At 64.9% G+C, this 19,611-nt stretch carries 10 protein-coding genes and 3 pseudogenes; 7 read left to right on the plus strand and 6 right to left on the minus strand.

Annotated elements, in window-relative coordinates; genetic code table 11:
• Positions 1-110: 110 nt before the first annotated feature.
• From QGN32_RS15755 to QGN32_RS15765, 3 genes are read left to right on the plus strand one after another with little or no spacing between them, the layout of a single operon-like run.
• Entirely contained in the window at positions 111-890 is a 780-nt protein-coding gene (locus QGN32_RS15755; protein WP_326545283.1) for a tyrosine-type recombinase/integrase, read from the plus strand.
• Entirely contained in the window at positions 887-1,840 is a 954-nt protein-coding gene (locus QGN32_RS15760) for a tyrosine-type recombinase/integrase (protein ID WP_326545284.1), read from the plus strand. Before QGN32_RS15755 ends, QGN32_RS15760 begins: the two co-directional genes overlap by 4 nt.
• Entirely contained in the window at positions 1,837-2,835 is a 999-nt protein-coding gene (locus QGN32_RS15765) for a tyrosine-type recombinase/integrase (RefSeq protein ID WP_326545285.1), read from the plus strand. The genes QGN32_RS15760 and QGN32_RS15765 overlap by 4 nt, the downstream gene beginning before the upstream one ends.
• A gap of 118 nt (positions 2,836-2,953) precedes the next feature.
• On the opposite strand, the pseudogene QGN32_RS15770 reads toward QGN32_RS15765, so the two are convergent.
• Positions 2,954-3,535, minus strand: a pseudogene (locus tag QGN32_RS15770) (IS1634 family transposase); the annotation flags it as partial.
• 105 nt (positions 3,536-3,640) lie between these two features.
• Here QGN32_RS15770 and QGN32_RS15775 point away from each other — a divergent pair.
• Positions 3,641-4,249: pseudogene (locus tag QGN32_RS15775) on the plus strand (SDR family oxidoreductase); the annotation flags it as partial.
• An 89-nt stretch (positions 4,250-4,338) separates the two neighbouring features.
• Here the strand turns inward: QGN32_RS15775 and pks2 are convergent.
• On the minus strand, positions 4,339-10,638 hold the full coding sequence (pks2, locus tag QGN32_RS15780; protein WP_326545286.1) for a sulfolipid-1 biosynthesis phthioceranic/hydroxyphthioceranic acid synthase: 6,300 nt from the start codon (positions 10,636-10,638) through the stop codon (positions 4,339-4,341).
• A 398-nt stretch (positions 10,639-11,036) separates the two neighbouring features.
• On the opposite strand from pks2, the gene QGN32_RS15785 reads away from it, so the two are divergent.
• From QGN32_RS15785 to QGN32_RS15795, 3 genes are all read left to right on the plus strand, one after another.
• Positions 11,037-12,773 carry an AMP-binding protein gene (locus QGN32_RS15785; RefSeq protein ID WP_326545287.1) on the plus strand — a complete coding sequence of 579 codons (1,737 nt, stop codon included), beginning with the start codon at positions 11,037-11,039 and terminating at the stop codon, positions 12,771-12,773.
• A 518-nt stretch (positions 12,774-13,291) separates the two neighbouring features.
• Complete coding sequence (locus QGN32_RS15790) at positions 13,292-14,269, plus strand: class I SAM-dependent methyltransferase (protein WP_326545288.1); 978 nt, start codon at positions 13,292-13,294, stop codon at positions 14,267-14,269.
• Between the two features lie 255 nt (positions 14,270-14,524).
• On the plus strand, positions 14,525-15,340 hold the full coding sequence (locus QGN32_RS15795) for a TylF/MycF/NovP-related O-methyltransferase (RefSeq protein ID WP_326545289.1): 816 nt from the start codon (positions 14,525-14,527) through the stop codon (positions 15,338-15,340).
• A gap of 218 nt (positions 15,341-15,558) precedes the next feature.
• Here the strand turns inward: QGN32_RS15795 and QGN32_RS15800 are convergent.
• The 4 genes and pseudogenes from QGN32_RS15800 to QGN32_RS15815 all read right to left on the minus strand — a co-directional run.
• Positions 15,559-16,491 (minus strand): annotated as a pseudogene (locus tag QGN32_RS15800) (IS1634 family transposase); the annotation flags it as partial.
• A 143-nt stretch (positions 16,492-16,634) separates the two neighbouring features.
• Complete coding sequence (locus QGN32_RS15805) at positions 16,635-17,633, minus strand: tyrosine-type recombinase/integrase (protein WP_326545285.1); 999 nt, start codon at positions 17,631-17,633, stop codon at positions 16,635-16,637.
• Positions 17,630-18,583 (minus strand): tyrosine-type recombinase/integrase, encoded by a 954-nt coding sequence (locus tag QGN32_RS15810; protein ID WP_326545284.1) that lies wholly within the window; start codon positions 18,581-18,583, stop codon positions 17,630-17,632. The genes QGN32_RS15805 and QGN32_RS15810 overlap by 4 nt, the downstream gene beginning before the upstream one ends.
• Entirely contained in the window at positions 18,580-19,575 is a 996-nt protein-coding gene (locus QGN32_RS15815; RefSeq protein ID WP_326545290.1) for a tyrosine-type recombinase/integrase, read from the minus strand. The genes QGN32_RS15810 and QGN32_RS15815 overlap by 4 nt, the downstream gene beginning before the upstream one ends.
• Positions 19,576-19,611 lie beyond the last annotated feature (36 nt).

Below are 19,611 nucleotides of genomic sequence, written 5' to 3' on the forward strand. Positions count from 1 at the left end.
CTCACCGACACACCTCAAGTCAGTCCCGGCTCGCTCGCCTCACCCCCGAAACCCCACCACCCCAGGGGACTTACCCGAGCCTTCTGGATGCCGGCATTGTCACTGCGTTCATGGTCGAGTTCTGCAGCGACCGCAATACGAATTCGGCGAAGTCAATGGCGCGGTCGGTGCGTTCCTTCCTGCGATTCGCCCACGCCACCGGCCGCACATCGGCCGACCTGTCGGGGGCGGTTCCAGTTCCGGCGGGCTGGCATTTGGCGTCGCTTCCCAAGGCAGTACCGGCTGCAGATCTTCAGCATCTCCTGGGTGTCGCGTCACGTCACTGCGGGACTGCTACCGATCGGCGCGATTACGCGATCTTGCTGTTGTTGGCCCGACTCGGGCTCCGCAGAGGCGAAATCGCCGCTCTTGGCCTCGACGATATCGATTGGCGAGCAGGAGAACTCACCATCGTGGGCAAAGGTAGCCACGTGGAGCGGTTGCCGCTGCCATCAGAACCCGGCGAGGCGATCGCGGCATGGCTAGTCGACGGCAGACCAGCATGCGCGACGCGATCAGTGTTTACCACCGTCAAGCCCGCAGGGCGTCCGATATCGACCGCAGTGATCGCTCACCTGGTGGCCGCGGCGTGCCGAGACGCTGGGCTGGAGCGCATAAACGCACACCGTTTCCGTCACACGCTGGCGACGCAGATGCTGCGCTCTGGGGCCTCACTGCCGGAAGTGAGTCAGGTGCTGCGCCACCGCAGTGTGCGCTCCACCGCTATCTACGCCAAGGTCGATGACGTCGCATTGCGGCCCTTGGCCCGGCCCTGGCCGACGATCACCGCGACGACAGATTCCGATGCCGGTCCAGGCATGGCGCGCCCGTGGCCGGGGGCACGGTCATGAAGACTTTGCGCGAGAACGTCATTGACTACCTCGCCACCCGCCGGGCGCTGGGATTCAAACTCGAAGGCCTGAGCAAGCTCCTGCTGAGCTTCGTCGCGTTCTGCGAGGAACGTGGAGCCACCCGGGTCCAGAACGACCTCGCAATCCAATGGGCCACAACCTCTATCAAGGTTCCGGTCAGCGACACCCTCATAGCCCGCCGACTCGACGCGGTGCGGATCTTCGCCCGATACCAGCATGCGTTGGATCCGCTCACGCAGATCCCAGCCGAAGAGCACCGGCCTCGGCGCTACCGGTCGAAGCAGCCAAATATGCTCAGCCAGGACGATATCTGTGCGCTGCTGGACGCGACGAGCGTTCTGGAGCCAGCGTTCAAGGCGCTGACGTGGCGAACATTGATCGGGCTGCTGTCCGCCACCGGGCTACGCCCGGGCGAAGCGTGTCGGCTGGCCGTCAACGACATCAATCTGGCCGGCGGAGTGATTCAGGTGCTGGAGACGAAGTTCGGCAAGTCCCGGCTCGTGTTCATCCACCCGAGCACCGCCACCGTGCTCGCCAACTACCTGCAGTCCCGCCAAGCATGGGTCGGGGCCGGCGCCCACAGCAGCGCAACGGTTTTCCTCAACACCCGGCGCGGACCGATATGTCCTGACCGGCTCAATGTCACATTCCGTAAGATCGTCGCGGCCACCGGATTAGCCACCGCGCCGGGACGCCGGCCGGTCCGTCTGCACGATCTGCGCCACACCTTCGCCGTGACCACGATGATCGACTGGTACCGCGACGGCCAAGACGTTCAAGCGCGACTGCCACTGCTGTCAACCTGGCTCGGCCACGTCGATCCCGCCTCGACCTACTGGTATCTGCAGGCAGTGCCCGAACTGCTCACCCTTGCCGCCGACCGCCTCGACAACGCCGCCGAAGCCTCTGCCGCGAAGGCGACGCCATGACCACCCCGACGCTGAGTTCGCTGCTGCAAGGGTTCTTCACCGACCGGCTGATGCGGCACCTGCGGGCCAGCCCGAAGACAATTGCGGCCTACCGGGACACCTTCAAGCTCCTGCTGACCTTCGCCGCCGACCAGACCAAGAGATCCCCGGCGCAGCTGGCACTCGATGATCTCGACGCCGCGATGATCGGAGCCTTCCTGAACTACCTTGACGCCGAACGGCGCAACAGCACCGCAACCCGCAACGCACGACTGGCCGCGATCCATTCGTTCTACCGCTATGCGCTGCCGCTGATGCCAGAACGCGCTCACACGGCCAGCCAGATCTTGGCGATCCCGCAACGCCGCCATGACCAGGTGACCGTGTCGTATCTGACCAGCACCGAGACCGATGCCCTCCTGGCCGCGCCGGACCGAACCACCTGGTACGGCCGACGTGACCACGCGCTGCTGCTCACTGCCGTCACGACCGGTCTTCGGGTCTCGGAGATCACCACGCTGAGCGTCGGTGACATCACCACCACGACACCGGGAGCCGCCCTGCACACCACAGGAAAAGGCAGAAAGGAACGCAGCACACCGCTGACCAAACCCACCGCTGCCACCCTCCGCGCTTGGCTGCCAGAGGCCGGCGCTGCTGCCAGCAGTCCCGCCTTTCCGACCCAACGCAAGACACCGATGTCAGCAGACGCGGTTCAACGCCTGGTCGCCAAACACGCGGCCGCAGCTGCGAATACATGCACATCGATAGCGGTCAAGCGCGTCACTCCGCACACGCTGCGCCACACCGCGGCGATGGCGCTGCTGCACGCCGGCATCGACACGTCCGTGATCGCCCTGTGGCTCGGCCACGAAAGCCCGGTTACAACCCACATCTATCTGCATGCCGACATGACCATCAAAGAACGGGCCCTCAGCCGCGTCAGCGGACCAAACACCACCCCCGGCCGTTACCGGCCCGCCGACGATCTCATCAACTTCCTCGAACGCCTCTGACCCCCAACACGAGCGACCACGATTATGCCGCGCGAGCCAGCCTCGAAACCTCCGCCGAACTGCACGAACACCACCACGACTGCCCCAGGCTCGGCATAACCACGACCTCGGGATAATTGGAGAAGCCGGGTTCGCGGAACCCGTCGCCGGCGTCGGTCTCGAAGTACAGAGTGGAGACGTCGAAGAGCACCAGCGAGGCCGGCCCCAATCCGGCGCGCCGGGCGCTGGCGGCGGCCAATGCTTGGCGCCACTTCGGTTGGGCATAGCTGGGCAGGCGCCGCTTGACGGTGGCATAGGACGCGGGCTCGACACCGACCTCCGCGAGTACTCGTCCGGCATCGATCTTGCTGGTGGGTTCGATGATCCGCGCAAGCACCAGATCGCGAAACACATTGTCGCCCTTCGTGGCTGACTCGAACCCCAGGATCCGGTAGGCCGCGCACAATGCGTCCCACAAGTGCGTCATCCGGGTGGAGGTGATCGGCAGCGGCTCAGATCCCGGCGGGGCGGTCACATCGAGATCGAGCACCGCCTGGTTGGCCGCCAACCGCTCCGACGCCGCCGCCTTCAGCGCGGCCAGCTCGGTCTCATCATGAGCCGAGCCCAGATGCTCAATCGATCGTGACCCGCGCCGAGTGGACCACACGATCTGCACCGCGGTCGCCCCCGAGGCGGTCTTCACGGTGCGCACGTAGGCCACCCCGGCAGCCTAGAGCCCAGATTTAGTGCGCAAATTCTGCCCGATCCGACCAACAAACAGCAGTTCAGGACTCTGCGATGGTCGTCAATCCGGAAACGTGAGCCAAGTCAGGTCCGTTGCGACATGATCCTGGCCGATGTCAGCTACGCGGGTCAGCTCAACACGTCCGACATGTTCACCCGGGGGATCCTGAGCTTGGTGGCCACTGGTATTGCGCCCGAGTCCTTTTACCAGCTCGACGGCGACGGGAAACGGCAACGCTCACACTTCGACGGGCTGCCAGTGGAATTCGTCGCTGAAGCAATCGCCACGTTGAGTGCTGAGATGGGCGCCGGTGTTGATACCTATCACGTGATGAACCCGCACGACGACGGCATCGGGTTCGATCAGTATGTCGACTGGTTGGTGGAGGCTGGTTACCCGATCCAGCGCATCAGTGACTTCGGCGAGTGGTCGAAGCGGTTCGAGGCCGGCTTGCGTGCGCTGCCGGATCGACTGCGCCGGCACTCGGTGCTGGAGGTGTTGGAGTCGATGGCACGAGATTCCAACGGCCTGCAACCGGCAGAGCCACTGTCCGGATCGCTTGCACCGGCGGACCGGTTCCGTGCTGCGGTGCAACAGGCCAAAATCGGCTCTGGCAATGGCATTCCGCACATCTCGCCGGAGATCATCACGAAATACGTCACTGACCTGAAACTGCTCGAATTGCTCTAACGCAACGTCGACGGGAGCCCCCGACTCAGATGACTTGCCAGCGCCGACAGAATACCGCGGGCGTGAGCCGACGTCTCGACAATCCCACGTCAGGCGACCTCCGTGGGCGAGAGTTTCTCGCACAACAGCCCCGCCAGCCCGCGGATGGTGCTGATGTCGGTGGGGGGGATGCGGACTCCCGTCTCGGTCTCGATGCGAGTCCGAAGTTCCAGGGCACCCAGCGAATCCATGCCGTACTCGGAGAGCGGACGGTCGGGATCGACGCTGCGCCGCAGGATCACGCTGATCTGCTCGGAGATTAGGTGCTGGAGTCGTGTGGGCCATTCCTCGGGTGGCAGCTCGTCAAGCTCGGCCCGTAGTTTGCTTGTGCCTCCGGAGCGGTTTCCGGCCGAGCGGAACGCCTCGGCGAACGGGCTGCGTTCGGCGAAAGCGGTCAACCACGGTGCCCCCATGATCGGCGCGTATCCGGTGTAGGCGCGGTCGTGGCGTAGCAGCGCGTCGAACGCATAAGCGCCCTCCTCGGGGGCGATGGCGGCGCCGGTATCCTCCGCCAGCGCCGTACCGCGCCCGATCTCGCCCCAGGCTCCCCACGCGATCGCGGTAGCGGGCAACCCCTGCGCCCGGCGCCAAAGCGTGAAGGCGTCGAGCCAACTGTTGGCCGCCGCGTATGCACCCTGTCCCGGCGAGCCCACCAGCGCCGCCGCGGAGGAGAACGAGCAGAACCAGTCCAGCGGCTGGTCGCTGGTGGCGGTGTGCAGGTTCCATGCACCGAGAGCCTTGGGCGCCCAATCTCGCTCGACGAGCTCGTCGGTGATGTTGGTGAGTGCGGCGTCCTCGATCAACCCCGCCGCGTGCAACACCCCGCGCACGGCAAGCCCGGTAGCGGTCGCCGCGGCCACCAGGCGCTCGCCGGTGCCGGCTTCGGCGATGTCTCCGCACTCCACTACGACGGCACACCCGAGCGCGCGGATGCACTCGATGGTTTCGAGTGCCTCGCGAGTCGGCTCCGAACGCGAACACAGCACGATACGACTGCAGCCGGCCGCGGCCATCTTCTCGGCGAAGAACAGGCCCAGGCCACCCAACCCGCCGGTGACGATGTAGGCGCCGTCGCGGCGGAAGACCTCGACCTGTGCGGGCGCCACCACGACGCGGCTGGAGCCGGCATGCGGGATGTCGAGCACGAGTTTGCCCGTGTGCTGCGCACCGCTCATCGTCCGAATGGCGTTGGCGGCGTCGGCCAGCGGATAGTGCGTGGTCTGCGGCACCGGCAACGAACCGTCCGCGGTGAGCCGGTACACCGTACTCAGCACCTCCCGGAGCCGGTCCGGATGACTGACCGACATCAATGCCAGATCGACGGCGTAGAACGTGAGGTTGCGCCGGAACGGCAAGAGGCCCAGCCGCGTGTCGCCGTAAATGTCGCGCTTGCCGATTTCGACGAATCGCCCACCGAACGCCAGCAGATCGAGGCCGGCTCGCTGTGCGGCGCCGGTGACCGAGTTGAGGACGATGTCCACGCCGTAGCCGTCGGTGTCACGGCGGATCCCGTCGGCGAACTCGAGGCTTCGGGAGTCGTAGACGTGCTCGATTCCCATGTCGCGCAACAGCTGTCGACGCTGCTCGCTACCGGCGGTGGCGAAGATCTCGGCACCCGCGGCGCGGGCGATGGCGATCGCCGCCTGCCCTACACCCCCGGTCGCGGAATGGATCAGTACCTTGTCGCCGCTTCTGATCCGGGCCTGGTCGTGCAGGCTGTACCAGGCGGTCGCGGTCGCGATGGTCAGCGCGGCAGCGTCACCCTCGGAAAGGCCGTCTGGCAGCGTGACGGCCAGGTTGGCATCGCAGTTGATGAACGTGCCCCAACAGCCGTCGGCGCACAGCCCTCCGACACGATCGCCCACCTTGTGGTGGGTCACGTCCGGTCCCACCGCCGTCACCACTCCGCCGAAATCGGCGCCGAGTTCCGGCAGTCGGCCCTCGAAGGCGGGATAGCGGCCAAACGCCACCAAGACGTCGGCGAAGTTGATGCTGGATGCGTGGAGCGCCACTTCGATCTGCCCGGGTCCCGGCGGAACTCGATCGCAGGCAACGAGTTCCAGCGACTCGAGGTCTCCTGGCGTGCGGATCTGCAGCCGCATCCCGTCCCGCTCATGGCTGGCCACCTTGGTTCGCCGTTCCTCCGGCAGCAGCGGTGCTGGTCGCAACCGCGCCGTGTACCACTGGCCGTTGCGCCACGCGGTCTCGTCTTCTTCCGACTCGCTGAGCAATTGCTGCGCCAGGTGCTCGGCGTCGGTGGCGTCGTCCATATCGATCTGGGTCGCGTCCAGATGCGGATGTTCGGTGCCGATCACGCGCACCAAGCCCCGCTGGCCGGCCTGCTCGAGATTGGGCCGATCGCCGGCCAACACCGTCTGAGCGCCGCGTGTCACCACGAAAAGGCGAGGCGACTCGCCGGAGATGTCCGTCAGTTGGCGCGAGATGCGCACCAGATGCTGCACATTCTCCCGGCCCAGCAGAGGGGCCTCGTCGTCGCTGGCGCCGTTTCTGGGGCCGGTCAGGACCACGATGCCGTTGAATCCGCTGCCGCGCAGGTGATCACCCAGCTTCTCGGTGTTCGAGGCGTGGTCCGCGCTCGGCAGCCAGGACATGGTGGTGCAGTGCGCGCCATAAGCTTTCAGGACATCACTCAACTTGGTTGCCATCACGTCGACGGTGGTGGTGCTGATCAACAGCCACGCACCGGCGTCGGCCTGCGGAAGCTCGGGCAGCTGCCGCTGCTGCCAGTCGATCGTGAGCAGCCGTTCGGCCAACACGCGGTCCTTCTGGCCTTGCTCCGATACGCCCGTGCCGAGTCGCAGACCCTCTACGACGAGTACCGCTCTTCCGCTCTCGTCGAGCACGTCGATGTCCGCCTCGACCCCGGTGGCGTCGGTGCTGGTGATTCGGGTGTAGCAGTATTGGGCCCCGCGGGCCGTGCCGTAGCCGCGTAACCGCTTGACGCCCAGCGGCAATGCCATCGCGCCCGCGCCCAGCGACTGGACCTCCGGATGAGCGGCGACCGACTGGAAGCAGGCGTCGAGCAGGGCGGGGTGGACGCCGTAGGCGTCCTGCTGAGAGCGGATCGAGCGGGGCAGCGCGACTTCGGCGAGCACGGTGCCGGTCTGCTCCTCGCCCGTGTGCACTACGGCCAACCCGGTGAACGCGGGACCGTACTGGACACCATGCTCGTCTACGCGCCTGCGTACCTCTTCGCCATCCTCGCTATTCGGATGGGCGGCAAGCAACGCGGACATGTCCTGGTGAGGTTGCTTCTCCTCGTCGGCGACGTGCAGAACGGCCGAAGCGTGTTGCGCTTGTTCGCCGCCCTGGTTGGTTTTGACCGTGAAATCCATGGCCTGACCGGGCCGAGACCACGAGACCGACGCGGCAACCGTTGTTGCTTCATCCAGCAGCAGCGCCTGCTCGAAGTGGATGTCACGGACCTCGGAACCCTCGCCCAGCACCGCGCGCGCGGCCGTCAGCGCCATCTCGCAATACGCGGCCGCCGGGAGCACCGCCACGTTGCGAATCTGGTGGTCGGCGAGCCAGGGTTGGGCGGCGGTTCCGATGTCGGACTGCCACACGTGGCGCTCCGGCTGCTCCTGCAGGTGAACATGCGGGCCCAGTAACGGATGCACCGCGATGGTGCGGCCACCGTGTGACGGGACCTCCTGGCCGCGACCGCTCAGCCAGAGCGGGCGGTGCGTCCAGGTCGGCAGTGGCGCGTCCACCAGGCGTCCGTCCGGGCAGAGAACGGAGAAGTCGATCGCGGCGCCGGCGGCGTGCAGATCCGCCACGAAGCCACGCAGCCCGTGGGGAAGCGCCTGCTGACGACGCATGGCGGCCAATGCAGCCATCGGGATTTCACGACTGCGAGCGGTCTGCTCGAGAGCGCGAGTAAGCACCGGGTGCGGCGACAACTCGGCGAAGACCCGGTGGCCGTCCTCCAGAGCGGCCTGCACCGCCGTGGCGAACCGCACCATCCGGCGCATGTTGGTCACCCAGTACCCGGCGTCGCACACCGGCTGCTCGCGCGGGTCGAACAAGGTCGCCGAGTAGAGGGGAACCTCCGGAGTCATCGGTTTGAGGTCGGCGAGCGCCTCGGTCAGTTCGGCGACGATGGGCTCGACCTGCGGTGAATGGAAGGCGACATCGACGGGGACCAGCCGAGCCATCACCTCACGCTGTTCCCAGCCCGCGATCAGGTCGTGAACCGTTTGGGTGGCCCCGGCCACCACCGCGGACTCCGGCGAGGGCACCACCGCCACCACGACGTCGCTGATACCAGCAGCGGTCAGCTCCGAAAGTACTTGCTTTGCAGGCAATTCCACCGTCGCCGTGGCACCCTGGCCAGCGATACGCGACATCAGCCGCGAGCGGCGACAAATCAGCCGCAGCCCGTCCTCCAACGAGAGCGCTCCAGCGACGACGGCTGCCGCAGCCTCGCCGAGGGAATGCCCGATGACGGCGCCGGGGCGCACCCCGTATGCCTTCAGCGCGGCCGCAAGGCCGACCTGGATCGTGAACAACGTCGGCTGGAGCCGATCCTGACCCGTCACCACCTCATCGGACGACATGGCCTCGGTCACCGAGAAACCGGATTCAAGGGCGATCACCGGCTCGGCTTGCGCCACCGTGGCGGCGAAAACCGGTTCCGCCGCCAAGAGTTCGGCGCCCATCCCGGCCCACTGCGAGCCCTGTCCGGAGAACACCCACACCGGACCTCGATCATCGCGCCCGACGGCGGCCGGGTAGGGGGTAGCGCCGTCGGCGACCTCGCGCAGCGTCTCGGTGAGCTCCGGCTTGCCGCTCGCGACGACGGCCGTTCGCACCGGGCGGTGCACGCGCCGACGGGCCAGGGTGTAGGCCAGGTCCGTCAACGTAACGTCGTTATGTTCCTGGACCCAGTCGGCCAGTCGGCCGGCGGTGCGGCGCAATTCCTCCGCCGAGGTGGACGAAAGCGGAAACAGTAGTGGTGCGGACGACGATTCTGCTGGACCCCCCTCGGGCGCCGCGGGGGCAGGAGCCTGCTCCACGACCGCGTGCACGTTGGTTCCCGATATCCCGTACGACGACACCGCAGCCCGTCGCGGGTGCTGCCCGTTGGTGGTCCACGGCGTATTGTCCTGCGGCACAAAGAGTTTTGTCGGGATCTCTGCCATCGCGTCGGGCAATCGGGTGAAGTGCAGGTTCTGCGGGACGACGCCGTGCTGCAGCGCGAGCACCGCCTTCATCAGCCCCAAGGCTCCGGAGGCCGCTTGGGTATGCCCGAAGTTGGTTTTCGAGGAGGCCAGCGCGCAGGGCGCGTCGATGCCGTATACCTCTGCGAGACCGGCGTATTCGATGGGGTCGCCGGTGGGGGTGCCGGTACCGTGTGCCTCCACCATGCCCACGCTGGCCGGGTCCACACCGGCCGCAGCCAGCGCGTCCCGGTAGGCCGCGACCTGTGCAGGCTGTGACGGTGTCGCGATGTTGACGGTGCGACCATCTTGATTCGCGGCCGTGCCCCGTATCACAGCCAAGACCCGGTCACCGTCGCGCTGCGCATCGGCCAACCGCTTGAGCAAGACCACGACGCAGCCCTCGCCGCCCACGAATCCGTCGGCTGCGGCGTCGAAAGCGTGGCAACGTCCGGTGGGCGAGAACATGCCCTCGGCCGACCCGGCCGACCATTTGCGGGGGTCAAGCGCCAGCGTGACACCACCCGCAAACGCGAGGTCGCTCTCAGCCTCGTGCAGGCTGCGGCACGCCAGGTGTACCGCGGTCAGGCCGGAGGAACATGCGGTGTCCACGGTGAGTGCGGGGCCGTGCAGCCCGAGGGCGTAGGCAACCCGGCCCGACGCCATGCTGAAGTTGTTTCCGGTGAAGCCATACGGCAGTTCTACGGCACCGACTTCCGCGGCCAACAGTTGATAGTCGTTGTGCGTCAGCCCCATGAACACACCCGTGAGTGTGTCGGCCAACGTCTCGCGCGTCAGGCCGGCATGCTCCATGGCCTCCCAGGAGGTTTCGAGCAGCAATCGGTGCTGAGGGTCGGTCGCGGTGGCCTCGCGCTCGTTGATGCCGAAGAAGTCGGAATCGAAACCGGCGACGTCATCGAGGAAAGCGCCCCACTTCGACACCGACCGGCCGGGTACGCCGGGCTCCGGGTCGTAGTACTCGTCGGCATCCCAGCGGTCGGCGGGGATCGCGGTGACGAGGTCGTCGCCTCGGAGCAGGGCCTCCCACAACTGTTGGGGAGAGTCGATACCCCCGGGGAGTCGGCACGCCATGCCGATGACGGCAATAGGGGTGAGGCCCTGCCCTGAGCCGACTGACGAATCATGCGTGGTCTCGAAGGACCCCATGTCAATTCCCCCTAGCAACGGTTGCACTCGCGACGGCCGCCGCTCGGCTCAACCCGCGCCTCGTCAAGCTGTTTTCTCCAGCGGCTTCGATACACGTTGACGACAGTCGTCACGGACAACCGTAATTTCGCGCATGCCTGGTTGTCCCGAGATTTGAGTTATCCATCCCTAATGGCAGATCGGTATCGCTGGTTTGCTGGGCTTTTCGCAACAATCCGTGACGCGACCCGACTGGCGAGCGGTGCGCCCCTCGGCGCATGGGCAGCGTAGGTATGCCTCACCAGGAAACTCAGGCTGGTCGTTGGCGGGGAACGAGGGGCGCACTCGCGTGTCGCCGGTGCAAAGTCTGCTGTTGTTTCCGGGGTTGCGGGCACCGGCGCCGCGGTAACCTGAGGCCCGTGGTTCATACTTCCGTCCTGACTTTGCTGCGTGAACGTGCCAGCGTGCAGCCAGATGACACGGTGTTCACGTTCGTGGATTACGACGAGGACTGGGCGGGAGTCGAACGAACACTGAACTGGGCGCAGTTGTACCGCCGGACAATCAACGTTGCCAATGCGCTCCGGCGATTGGGTTCGGAAGGCGACCGGGCCCTGGTCTTGGCGCCGCAGGGACTCGACTACATTGTCGCGTTCCTCGGCGCAATGCAGGCGGGGCAGGTTGCTGTTCCGCTTTCGGTTCCGGTCGGCGGCGTCGCCGACGAGCGCGTCAGCTCGGTGCTGCGTGATGCCTCCCCGACCGCCGTCCTCACGACGTCCGCGGTCGCGGCTGCCGTCTCCGGTCACGTCGAATCGGAATCCGGCGGCTCCGCGCCCGCGATAGTCGAGGTCGACACGCTGGATGTCGACGGCGCGGCGGGATCGAGGGCCGCAACCGTTGACCATCCCCGTACGGCGTATCTGCAGTACACGTCCGGATCGACCCGCTCACCGGCCGGAGTCGTGATGTCCCACAGCAACATCATGGCCAACTTCGAACAGTGGATGTCCGACTACTTCGCGGAGTACGGGAAGGTCCCTCCGCCGGACGCCCATATCGTCTCGTGGCTGCCGTTCTACCACGACATGGGTCTGTATCTGGGCGTCTTGGCGCCCATTCTCACCGGGGTTCCCGCCGTACTCACCAGCCCAGTTTCGTTCCTGCAGCGGCCGGCGCGCTGGATGCAGTTGGTCGCAGGCAGCAGCAAGCCGTTCACGGCGGCGCCGAACTTCGCGTTCGAACTGGCGGTGGGGAAGACATCCGACGAGGACATGTCTGGGCACGACCTTTCCGACGTGTTCGTCATCGCCACCGGTGCCGAGCGTGTCAACCCGGCGACCTTGCAGCGCTTCACCAAGCGGTTCGCCCGCTTCAACCTGCGCGACTCAGTCGTACGTCCGTCATATGGGCTCGCGGAAGCCACGGTGTATGTCTCGACTCGTGCGGGGGGCGAACCACCGGCGGTCGTGCGGTTCGACTCCGAGAAGCTGACCGCCGGCAAGGCCGAACGGTGCGCGAGCGGTGGCACACCGCTGGTGAGTTATGGAAGGCCGAAGTCGCCGCTGATCCGCATCGTCGACGCCGAAACGCGAACCGAGTGTCCGGCGGGAACCGTCGGAGAGATCTGGGTGTATGGCGACAACGTCGCGTCGGGCTACTGGCAGAAGCCCGAGGAGAGCGAAGCCACCTTCGGCGGAACGCTGGTGGAGCCGTCGGCCGGAACGCCCGAGGGGACATGGCTGCGCACCGGGGACTCGGGATTCTTCTTCGACGACGAGTTGTTCGTCATCGGCCGCATCAAGGATCTGCTGATCGTGTACGGGCGTAACCACTCTCCCGACGACATCGAGGCGACTATCCAGGAGATATCCCGCAGTCGGTGTGTGGCGATCGCGGTTCCCGACAGCCAGACGGAAAAGCTCGTCGTCATCATCGAAGTCAATACGCGCGGCAAATCCGACGACGAGGCGGAGGAGAAGCTTTCCGGCATCAAGCGCGATGTCACCTCGGCGATCTCCAACGCACACGGTCTGAGCGTCGCGGATGTCGTCCTGGTGGCTCCCGGCACGATACCGATCACCACAAGCGGGAAGGTCCGGCGATCGATGTGTGTCGAGATATACCGGCAGCGTCAGTTCGCCCGCTTGGACGCTTAGTTCGTATCCCTGCCTGACTGATTTTGGGGGTCTGGTTACTGGGGACCTTCATTTTGGCCGGACCAGAGTATATCTGCTGGTCTGCCCAGCTTTCGCTGTGTTCCCCGGTCGGGCCATTCGGCGGGTGGTCAGGCTGATGCGGTTATTCGCGGCGGTCTTCGACCAGAGCGCCGATAGTGTTGTGCCACAAGCGAGCCATGCTTGCGTCCAGGGCAGGTGGCTTGGGCAGGTGCAGGACCGGTCGTTGAGGGCGGGCAATAGGGCGTGGATGTATACGGCCGCAGCCCCGATCGCCTGGGCGGCGGGTGCGCCAGCGGTCCGTCAATGAGATCAGCGGTGAGCCCTAGGGGCGCAACGCCTTGTTCAACACTTCCTCCGAGATGGATAGCTCGCCGGCCGATCGGTACCGCCACCGTCCCGCGACCTAAGTCGATCGGTCGCTTTCGAAGGTCTGCCACAATCTGCGAGGTGGCGGTCGTACGGCAGCGCGGGCAGAAATCGATTGGATCGAGGACCGGGTGAACGAAGTTACTAAGGAGTGCCGACTATGTGGATCGACTGGCCCTCATCGAACCATCTTTGTTCGCGAGATGATGTTCGGAACCCAAGAGCGGTTCGAATACTGTATCTGCGCTACGTGCGAGACGTTACAGATTGTGAATGTGCTTGAGGGCGAAGAGCTGGCGCGCCATTATCCCCAGAATTACTATTCATTCAACGCCGCCCAGCCGAGGCTTTTTCGCTGGCTCATTGGACAGCAGGACCGCTATAGATTGGGTATGGGCGGTCGGCCGGTCGGCGCTCTCCTGACGCGGCCCTTACCCGACGGCATCCTTCGCGTTCTTCTCGGCGGAGACGTCATCGGTATGTTCGCGCGACTTCCGCTGGAGCGCGATGCGCGAATCCTGGATGTGGGCTGTGGTAACGGTGCGCTGCTTGACCGGTTGGCTGAAGTGGGGTTCACCAACTTGTCTGGTGTAGATCCGTTCATCGCGGCTGATAGCGAGACACCCCAAGGAATCCAGTTGATGAAGGCGCACTTGATCGAAGTAACCGGTGAATTTGACCTAATCATGTTCAATCATTCGCTGGAGCACGTTCCTAACCCCGTCGCGATGCTCAAAGCGGCATCCGAGAAACTCGATGCCAAAGGGATTTGTTTGGCTCGCACACCCACGACCTCATCGGAAGCGTGGACGACTTATGCGGCGGACTGGGTGCAGATCGATGCACCTCGGCATTTCGTCATACCTTCACGGCAGGCAATGCGAATGGCAGCTGAGAGCGCCGGTTTGCGGGTGGAGCAAACGTTTGACGATTCGAATCTGGGTCAGTTCATGGGGAGCGAAGCCTATCGGCGGGGCGTTGCAGTGACCGACCCGAAGATCCTTCGCATGTTTGGGCCGAGGCAAATCTGGGAGTGGGAAAAACGCGCGGATCGACTCAACCGAAAGGGCCGTGGTGACCAAGCCGGATTTGTCCTGCGGGCTAAGTGAGGAGGCGCGGCTGCGAGTAAAAAGACAACTGATGATTCGAATTTGGCCAGCTTGTGAGCGGTGAACGCTGTTGGCGGACGTTGCAGTGACCGACTCTAGAATCTTTCGGATGTTTGCACAAAGCGAATCTGGAAGTGGAAAAATGCGCGGAGCGGTTTAAGCGGGCTAAGCTACGTAAAGAGATCCACTAATGACATTTCACCTCTCGAAAGGTGTAGCGTCGTCCAGCACACCCCCGATGTTATGGTTCGCGCCATGACAAGTGGGCTGCCGCTCAGGACCCGCCTCGCGCAGTGGGCGGTGCGCGCTCCGTTACACACTCCTTACCGCATTGCGCGCGTTCTCCTACCCGGTGCCTACGCCAGCGACGGGTTAATCAGTATTCACCGCCACGCGTTCGTGGACGACCCCGCGTTTCAACGCGCTTACCAACGTGGCGTGCGCGCCCTCGGCGGCCAAGACTTCTATCACTGGCAGTGGCGCGTGCACATCGGCTTGTGGGCAGCGGCCAACGCCAGTCGACTTGACGGTGATTTCGTCGAATGCGGCGTCAGCTATGGGTTTATGAGCAGCGCCGTGATGGAGTTCCTTGATTGGGATCGGTTGGGCAAGACATTCTATCTTCTCGACACCTTCGCAGGGCTCGATCCGCGTTTGGTCACAAACAGCGAACGCTGCGCTGGGGCGCTCAACAAGAGTCGGCGAAACCTGCGTTATGGTTTCTACCCCAGCTCGGCCGACAGTGTCCGGGATAATTTCGCGCAGTGGTGTAACCAGCGCATCATCGTCGGGGCGATTCCAGAAACGCTCGACCAGGTCGACGCACAGGCTGTGGCTTTCTTGCATATCGACATGAACTGTGCAGCACCCGAAGTCGACGCGCTGCACTTTTTTTGGCCGCGCCTCACTCCCGGTGCTTTCGTGCTGCTGGACGACTACGCATTTATTGGGTTCGAGGAGCAGCGCCTCGCCATGAATGCCTTGGCGAGTGAACTGGGCGTGGCGATCTGCGCGTTGCCCACCGGCCAGGGTCTGCTTCTCAAGCCTGCACGAGCTGAACCGTTGGACTAATGCAGTCACGGGAATATTGTGGATCTATAGGCGCGATGGCTCCGCGCCGTGGGCGCTACGGGCAGGGTAGATCTCGGCCTCGGCTCGATGCCTGACGAGCGGGGTATTAGCAGTCCGCGAATTGCATACTCTGCGTGTTTCCGGTGTCGAGGTCTCCTGTAGGGCAGGTGAAACGGTACTTGAGAGTGCCGGCTGTGTGAAACCCGACTTGGCTCAATTTAGTGCGCATCGTCGGTGCGGATTTTGAGCAGAGCGGCGCGGAGGTCGTCGGGTAGCGGGTCGGCCGCGGTGAGGGTTTGGTTGCCTGCTTGAATTTTCACGGTGCGGTAGCGGCGTGCGGTGCGGACGAATTTCTTGATGCTCCAGCTGGTTTGGGTCTCGATGTGGTGGCTGACGGCCATCGCGGCGACCACGATGCTCAGGTGGGCTTCGATGGAATCGCGCAGGTGGTGATAGATCGGGCGGGCTTGCCGGTCGTGTTTGGACATCCGGAAGGACTTCTCGATGTGCCACAACTGGTGGTAGGCATCGATGACGAACGTCGAGGACGCGCTGGTGAGGTTGGTGGTGTAGCCCTTCCAGCCCGCCAACGCTCGAGTTTTGGCCTCCAGCGTGCGATTGACCGACTTGGTGGCGCCGGACAGCTGGATGTAGCGGTTGCGTTTGACCGGGGCGTGCCCGTCGACGGCGCGTTCGGCCTTGCGGACCTGCTCATCGATGCCGCGCAGGGTGCGCCGGGCCCGGTCTGCGCGGAATTGGTAGTAGATGACCCGGTCGGGGATGCCGCGGGTCTTCTCGGCGCTGGTGGCCGGCCAGGGCTGGGTCAGCACCAGCCCGTCGGGGATCGCCTCACCTGCGTGGTTGTCGCGCCATTCGCGCACCACATCGGGCAGAAACGGGATGCGGGTGCCCAGGATGAACGACAGCCCGGCGGCTTTGATCGCGACCTGGTTGGCCTCGGAGATCATGCCGGCGTCGGCGACGACGGTGACGTCGGTGAGCTGGTGGGCGGTCTTGAAGGCGTTGATGACCGGCAGCATGGTGGCGGTCTCGGCCTTGTTGCCCTCGAAGGCCTGCACGGTCAGTGGGAACCCGGCGGCGTCGGTCAACAGTCCGAGGGTGATCTGGGGTTCAAGGCGGCGTTCCTTGGAGTTATGCCGACGTCGGCATAACTCCAATTATCCCGAGGTCGTGGTTATGCCGAGCCTGGGGCAGTCGTGGTGGTGTTCGTGCAGTTCGGCGGAGGTTTCGAGGCTGGCTCGCGCGGCATAATCGTGGTCGCTCGTGTTGGGGGTCAGAGGCGTTCGAGGAAGTTGATGAGATCGTCGGCGGGCCGGTAACGGCCGGGGGTGGTGTTTGGTCCGCTGACGCGGCTGAGGGCCCGTTCTTTGATGGTCATGTCGGCATGCAGATAGATGTGGGTTGTAACCGGGCTTTCGTGGCCGAGCCACAGGGCGATCACGGACGTGTCGATGCCGGCGTGCAGCAGCGCCATCGCCGCGGTGTGGCGCAGCGTGTGCGGAGTGACGCGCTTGACCGCTATCGATGTGCATGTATTCGCAGCTGCGGCCGCGTGTTTGGCGACCAGGCGTTGAACCGCGTCTGCTGACATCGGTGTCTTGCGTTGGGTCGGAAAGGCGGGACTGCTGGCAGCAGCGCCGGCCTCTGGCAGCCAAGCGCGGAGGGTGGCAGCGGTGGGTTTGGTCAGCGGTGTGCTGCGTTCCTTTCTGCCTTTTCCTGTGGTGTGCAGGGCGGCTCCCGGTGTCGTGGTGGTGATGTCACCGACGCTCAGCGTGGTGATCTCCGAGACCCGAAGACCGGTCGTGACGGCAGTGAGCAGCAGCGCGTGGTCACGTCGGCCGTACCAGGTGGTTCGGTCCGGCGCGGCCAGGAGGGCATCGGTCTCGGTGCTGGTCAGATACGACACGGTCACCTGGTCATGGCGGCGTTGCGGGATCGCCAAGATCTGGCTGGCCGTGTGAGCGCGTTCTGGCATCAGCGGCAGCGCATAGCGGTAGAACGAATGGATCGCGGCCAGTCGTGCGTTGCGGGTTGCGGTGCTGTTGCGCCGTTCGGCGTCAAGGTAGTTCAGGAAGGCTCCGATCATCGCGGCGTCGAGATCATCGAGTGCCAGCTGCGCCGGGGATCTCTTGGTCTGGTCGGCGGCGAAGGTCAGCAGGAGCTTGAAGGTGTCCCGGTAGGCCGCAATTGTCTTCGGGCTGGCCCGCAGGTGCCGCATCAGCCGGTCGGTGAAGAACCCTTGCAGCAGCGAACTCAGCGTCGGGGTGGTCATGGCGTCGCCTTCGCGGCAGAGGCTTCGGCGGCGTTGTCGAGGCGGTCGGCGGCAAGGGTGAGCAGTTCGGGCACTGCCTGCAGATACCAGTAGGTCGAGGCGGGATCGACGTGGCCGAGCCAGGTTGACAGCAGTGGCAGTCGCGCTTGAACGTCTTGGCCGTCGCGGTACCAGTCGATCATCGTGGTCACGGCGAAGGTGTGGCGCAGATCGTGCAGACGGACCGGCCGGCGTCCCGGCGCGGTGGCTAATCCGGTGGCCGCGACGATCTTACGGAATGTGACATTGAGCCGGTCAGGACATATCGGTCCGCGCCGGGTGTTGAGGAAAACCGTTGCGCTGCTGTGGGCGCCGGCCCCGACCCATGCTTGGCGGGACTGCAGGTAGTTGGCGAGCACGGTGGCGGTGCTCGGGTGGATGAACACGAGCCGGGACTTGCCGAACTTCGTCTCCAGCACCTGAATCACTCCGCCGGCCAGATTGATGTCGTTGACGGCCAGCCGACACGCTTCGCCCGGGCGTAGCCCGGTGGCGGACAGCAGCCCGATCAATGTTCGCCACGTCAGCGCCTTGAACGCTGGCTCCAGAACGCTCGTCGCGTCCAGCAGCGCACAGATATCGTCCTGGCTGAGCATATTTGGCTGCTTCGACCGGTAGCGCCGAGGCCGGTGCTCTTCGGCTGGGATCTGCGTGAGCGGATCCAACGCATGCTGGTATCGGGCGAAGATCCGCACCGCGTCGAGTCGGCGGGCTATGAGGGTGTCGCTGACCGGAACCTTGATAGAGGTTGTGGCCCATTGGATTGCGAGGTCGTTCTGGACCCGGGTGGCTCCACGTTCCTCGCAGAACGCGACGAAGCTCAGCAGGAGCTTGCTCAGGCCTTCGAGTTTGAATCCCAGCGCCCGGCGGGTGGCGAGGTAGTCAATGACGTTCTCGCGCAAAGTCTTCATGACCGTGCCCCCGGCCACGGGCGCGCCATGCCTGGACCGGCATCGGAATCTGTCGTCGCGGTGATCGTCGGCCAGGGCCGGGCCAAGGGCCGCAATGCGACGTCATCGACCTTGGCGTAGATAGCGGTGGAGCGCACACTGCGGTGGCGCAGCACCTGACTCACTTCCGGCAGTGAGGCCCCAGAGCGCAGCATCTGCGTCGCCAGCGTGTGACGGAAACGGTGTGCGTTTATGCGCTCCAGCCCAGCGTCTCGGCACGCCGCGGCCACCAGGTGAGCGATCACTGCGGTCGATATCGGACGCCCTGCGGGCTTGACGGTGGTAAACACTGATCGCGTCGCGCATGCTGGTCTGCCGTCGACTAGCCATGCCGCGATCGCCTCGCCGGGTTCTGATGGCAGCGGCAACCGCTCCACGTGGCTACCTTTGCCCACGATGGTGAGTTCTCCTGCTCGCCAATCGATATCGTCGAGGCCAAGAGCGGCGATTTCGCCTCTGCGGAGCCCGAGTCGGGCCAACAACAGCAAGATCGCGTAATCGCGCCGATCGGTAGCAGTCCCGCAGTGACGTGACGCGACACCCAGGAGATGCTGAAGATCTGCAGCCGGTACTGCCTTGGGAAGCGACGCCAAATGCCAGCCCGCCGGAACTGGAACCGCCCCCGACAGGTCGGCCGATGTGCGGCCGGTGGCGTGGGCGAATCGCAGGAAGGAACGCACCGACCGCGCCATTGACTTCGCCGAATTCGTATTGCGGTCGCTGCAGAACTCGACCATGAACGCAGTGACAATGCCGGCATCCAGAAGGCTCACCGAGACCTCGGCGGGCTGGGTCAACGTTGTCCTGAGGAACTGCGCAACCGACTTGCTGTAGTTGCTAACCGTCACTGGCGCCAAACCCCGCTGACGATCCAGCCACCGTTCGTACTCGACGAGCACGTCACCGATCCACGCCAGACGATCACCGGCATCGGTACTGCGTGTGGGACTCATGGATTCCTCCTCCTGATAGGCAAAGCAATGCACCAT

It is taken from the genome of Mycolicibacterium sp. ND9-15 (assembly GCF_035918395.1).
Lineage (GTDB): Bacteria > Actinomycetota > Actinomycetes > Mycobacteriales > Mycobacteriaceae > Mycobacterium.

What these genes read in the sequence shown, in the direction of transcription:
- QGN32_RS15755 (WP_326545283.1), top strand. Translation starts at nt 111, where the DNA reads ATGGTCGAGTTCTGCAGCGACCGCAATACGAATTCGGCGAAGTCAATG.
- QGN32_RS15760 (WP_326545284.1), top strand. Translation starts at nt 887, where the DNA reads ATGAAGACTTTGCGCGAGAACGTCATTGACTACCTCGCCACCCGCCGG.
- QGN32_RS15765 (WP_326545285.1), top strand. Translation starts at nt 1,837, where the DNA reads ATGACCACCCCGACGCTGAGTTCGCTGCTGCAAGGGTTCTTCACCGAC.
- pks2 (WP_326545286.1), bottom strand. Translation starts at nt 10,638, where the DNA reads ATGGGGTCCTTCGAGACCACGCATGATTCGTCAGTCGGCTCAGGGCAG.
- QGN32_RS15795 (WP_326545289.1), top strand. Translation starts at nt 14,525, where the DNA reads ATGACAAGTGGGCTGCCGCTCAGGACCCGCCTCGCGCAGTGGGCGGTG.
- QGN32_RS15805 (WP_326545285.1), bottom strand. Translation starts at nt 17,633, where the DNA reads ATGACCACCCCGACGCTGAGTTCGCTGCTGCAAGGGTTCTTCACCGAC.
- QGN32_RS15810 (WP_326545284.1), bottom strand. Translation starts at nt 18,583, where the DNA reads ATGAAGACTTTGCGCGAGAACGTCATTGACTACCTCGCCACCCGCCGG.
- QGN32_RS15815 (WP_326545290.1), bottom strand. Translation starts at nt 19,575, where the DNA reads ATGAGTCCCACACGCAGTACCGATGCCGGTGATCGTCTGGCGTGGATC.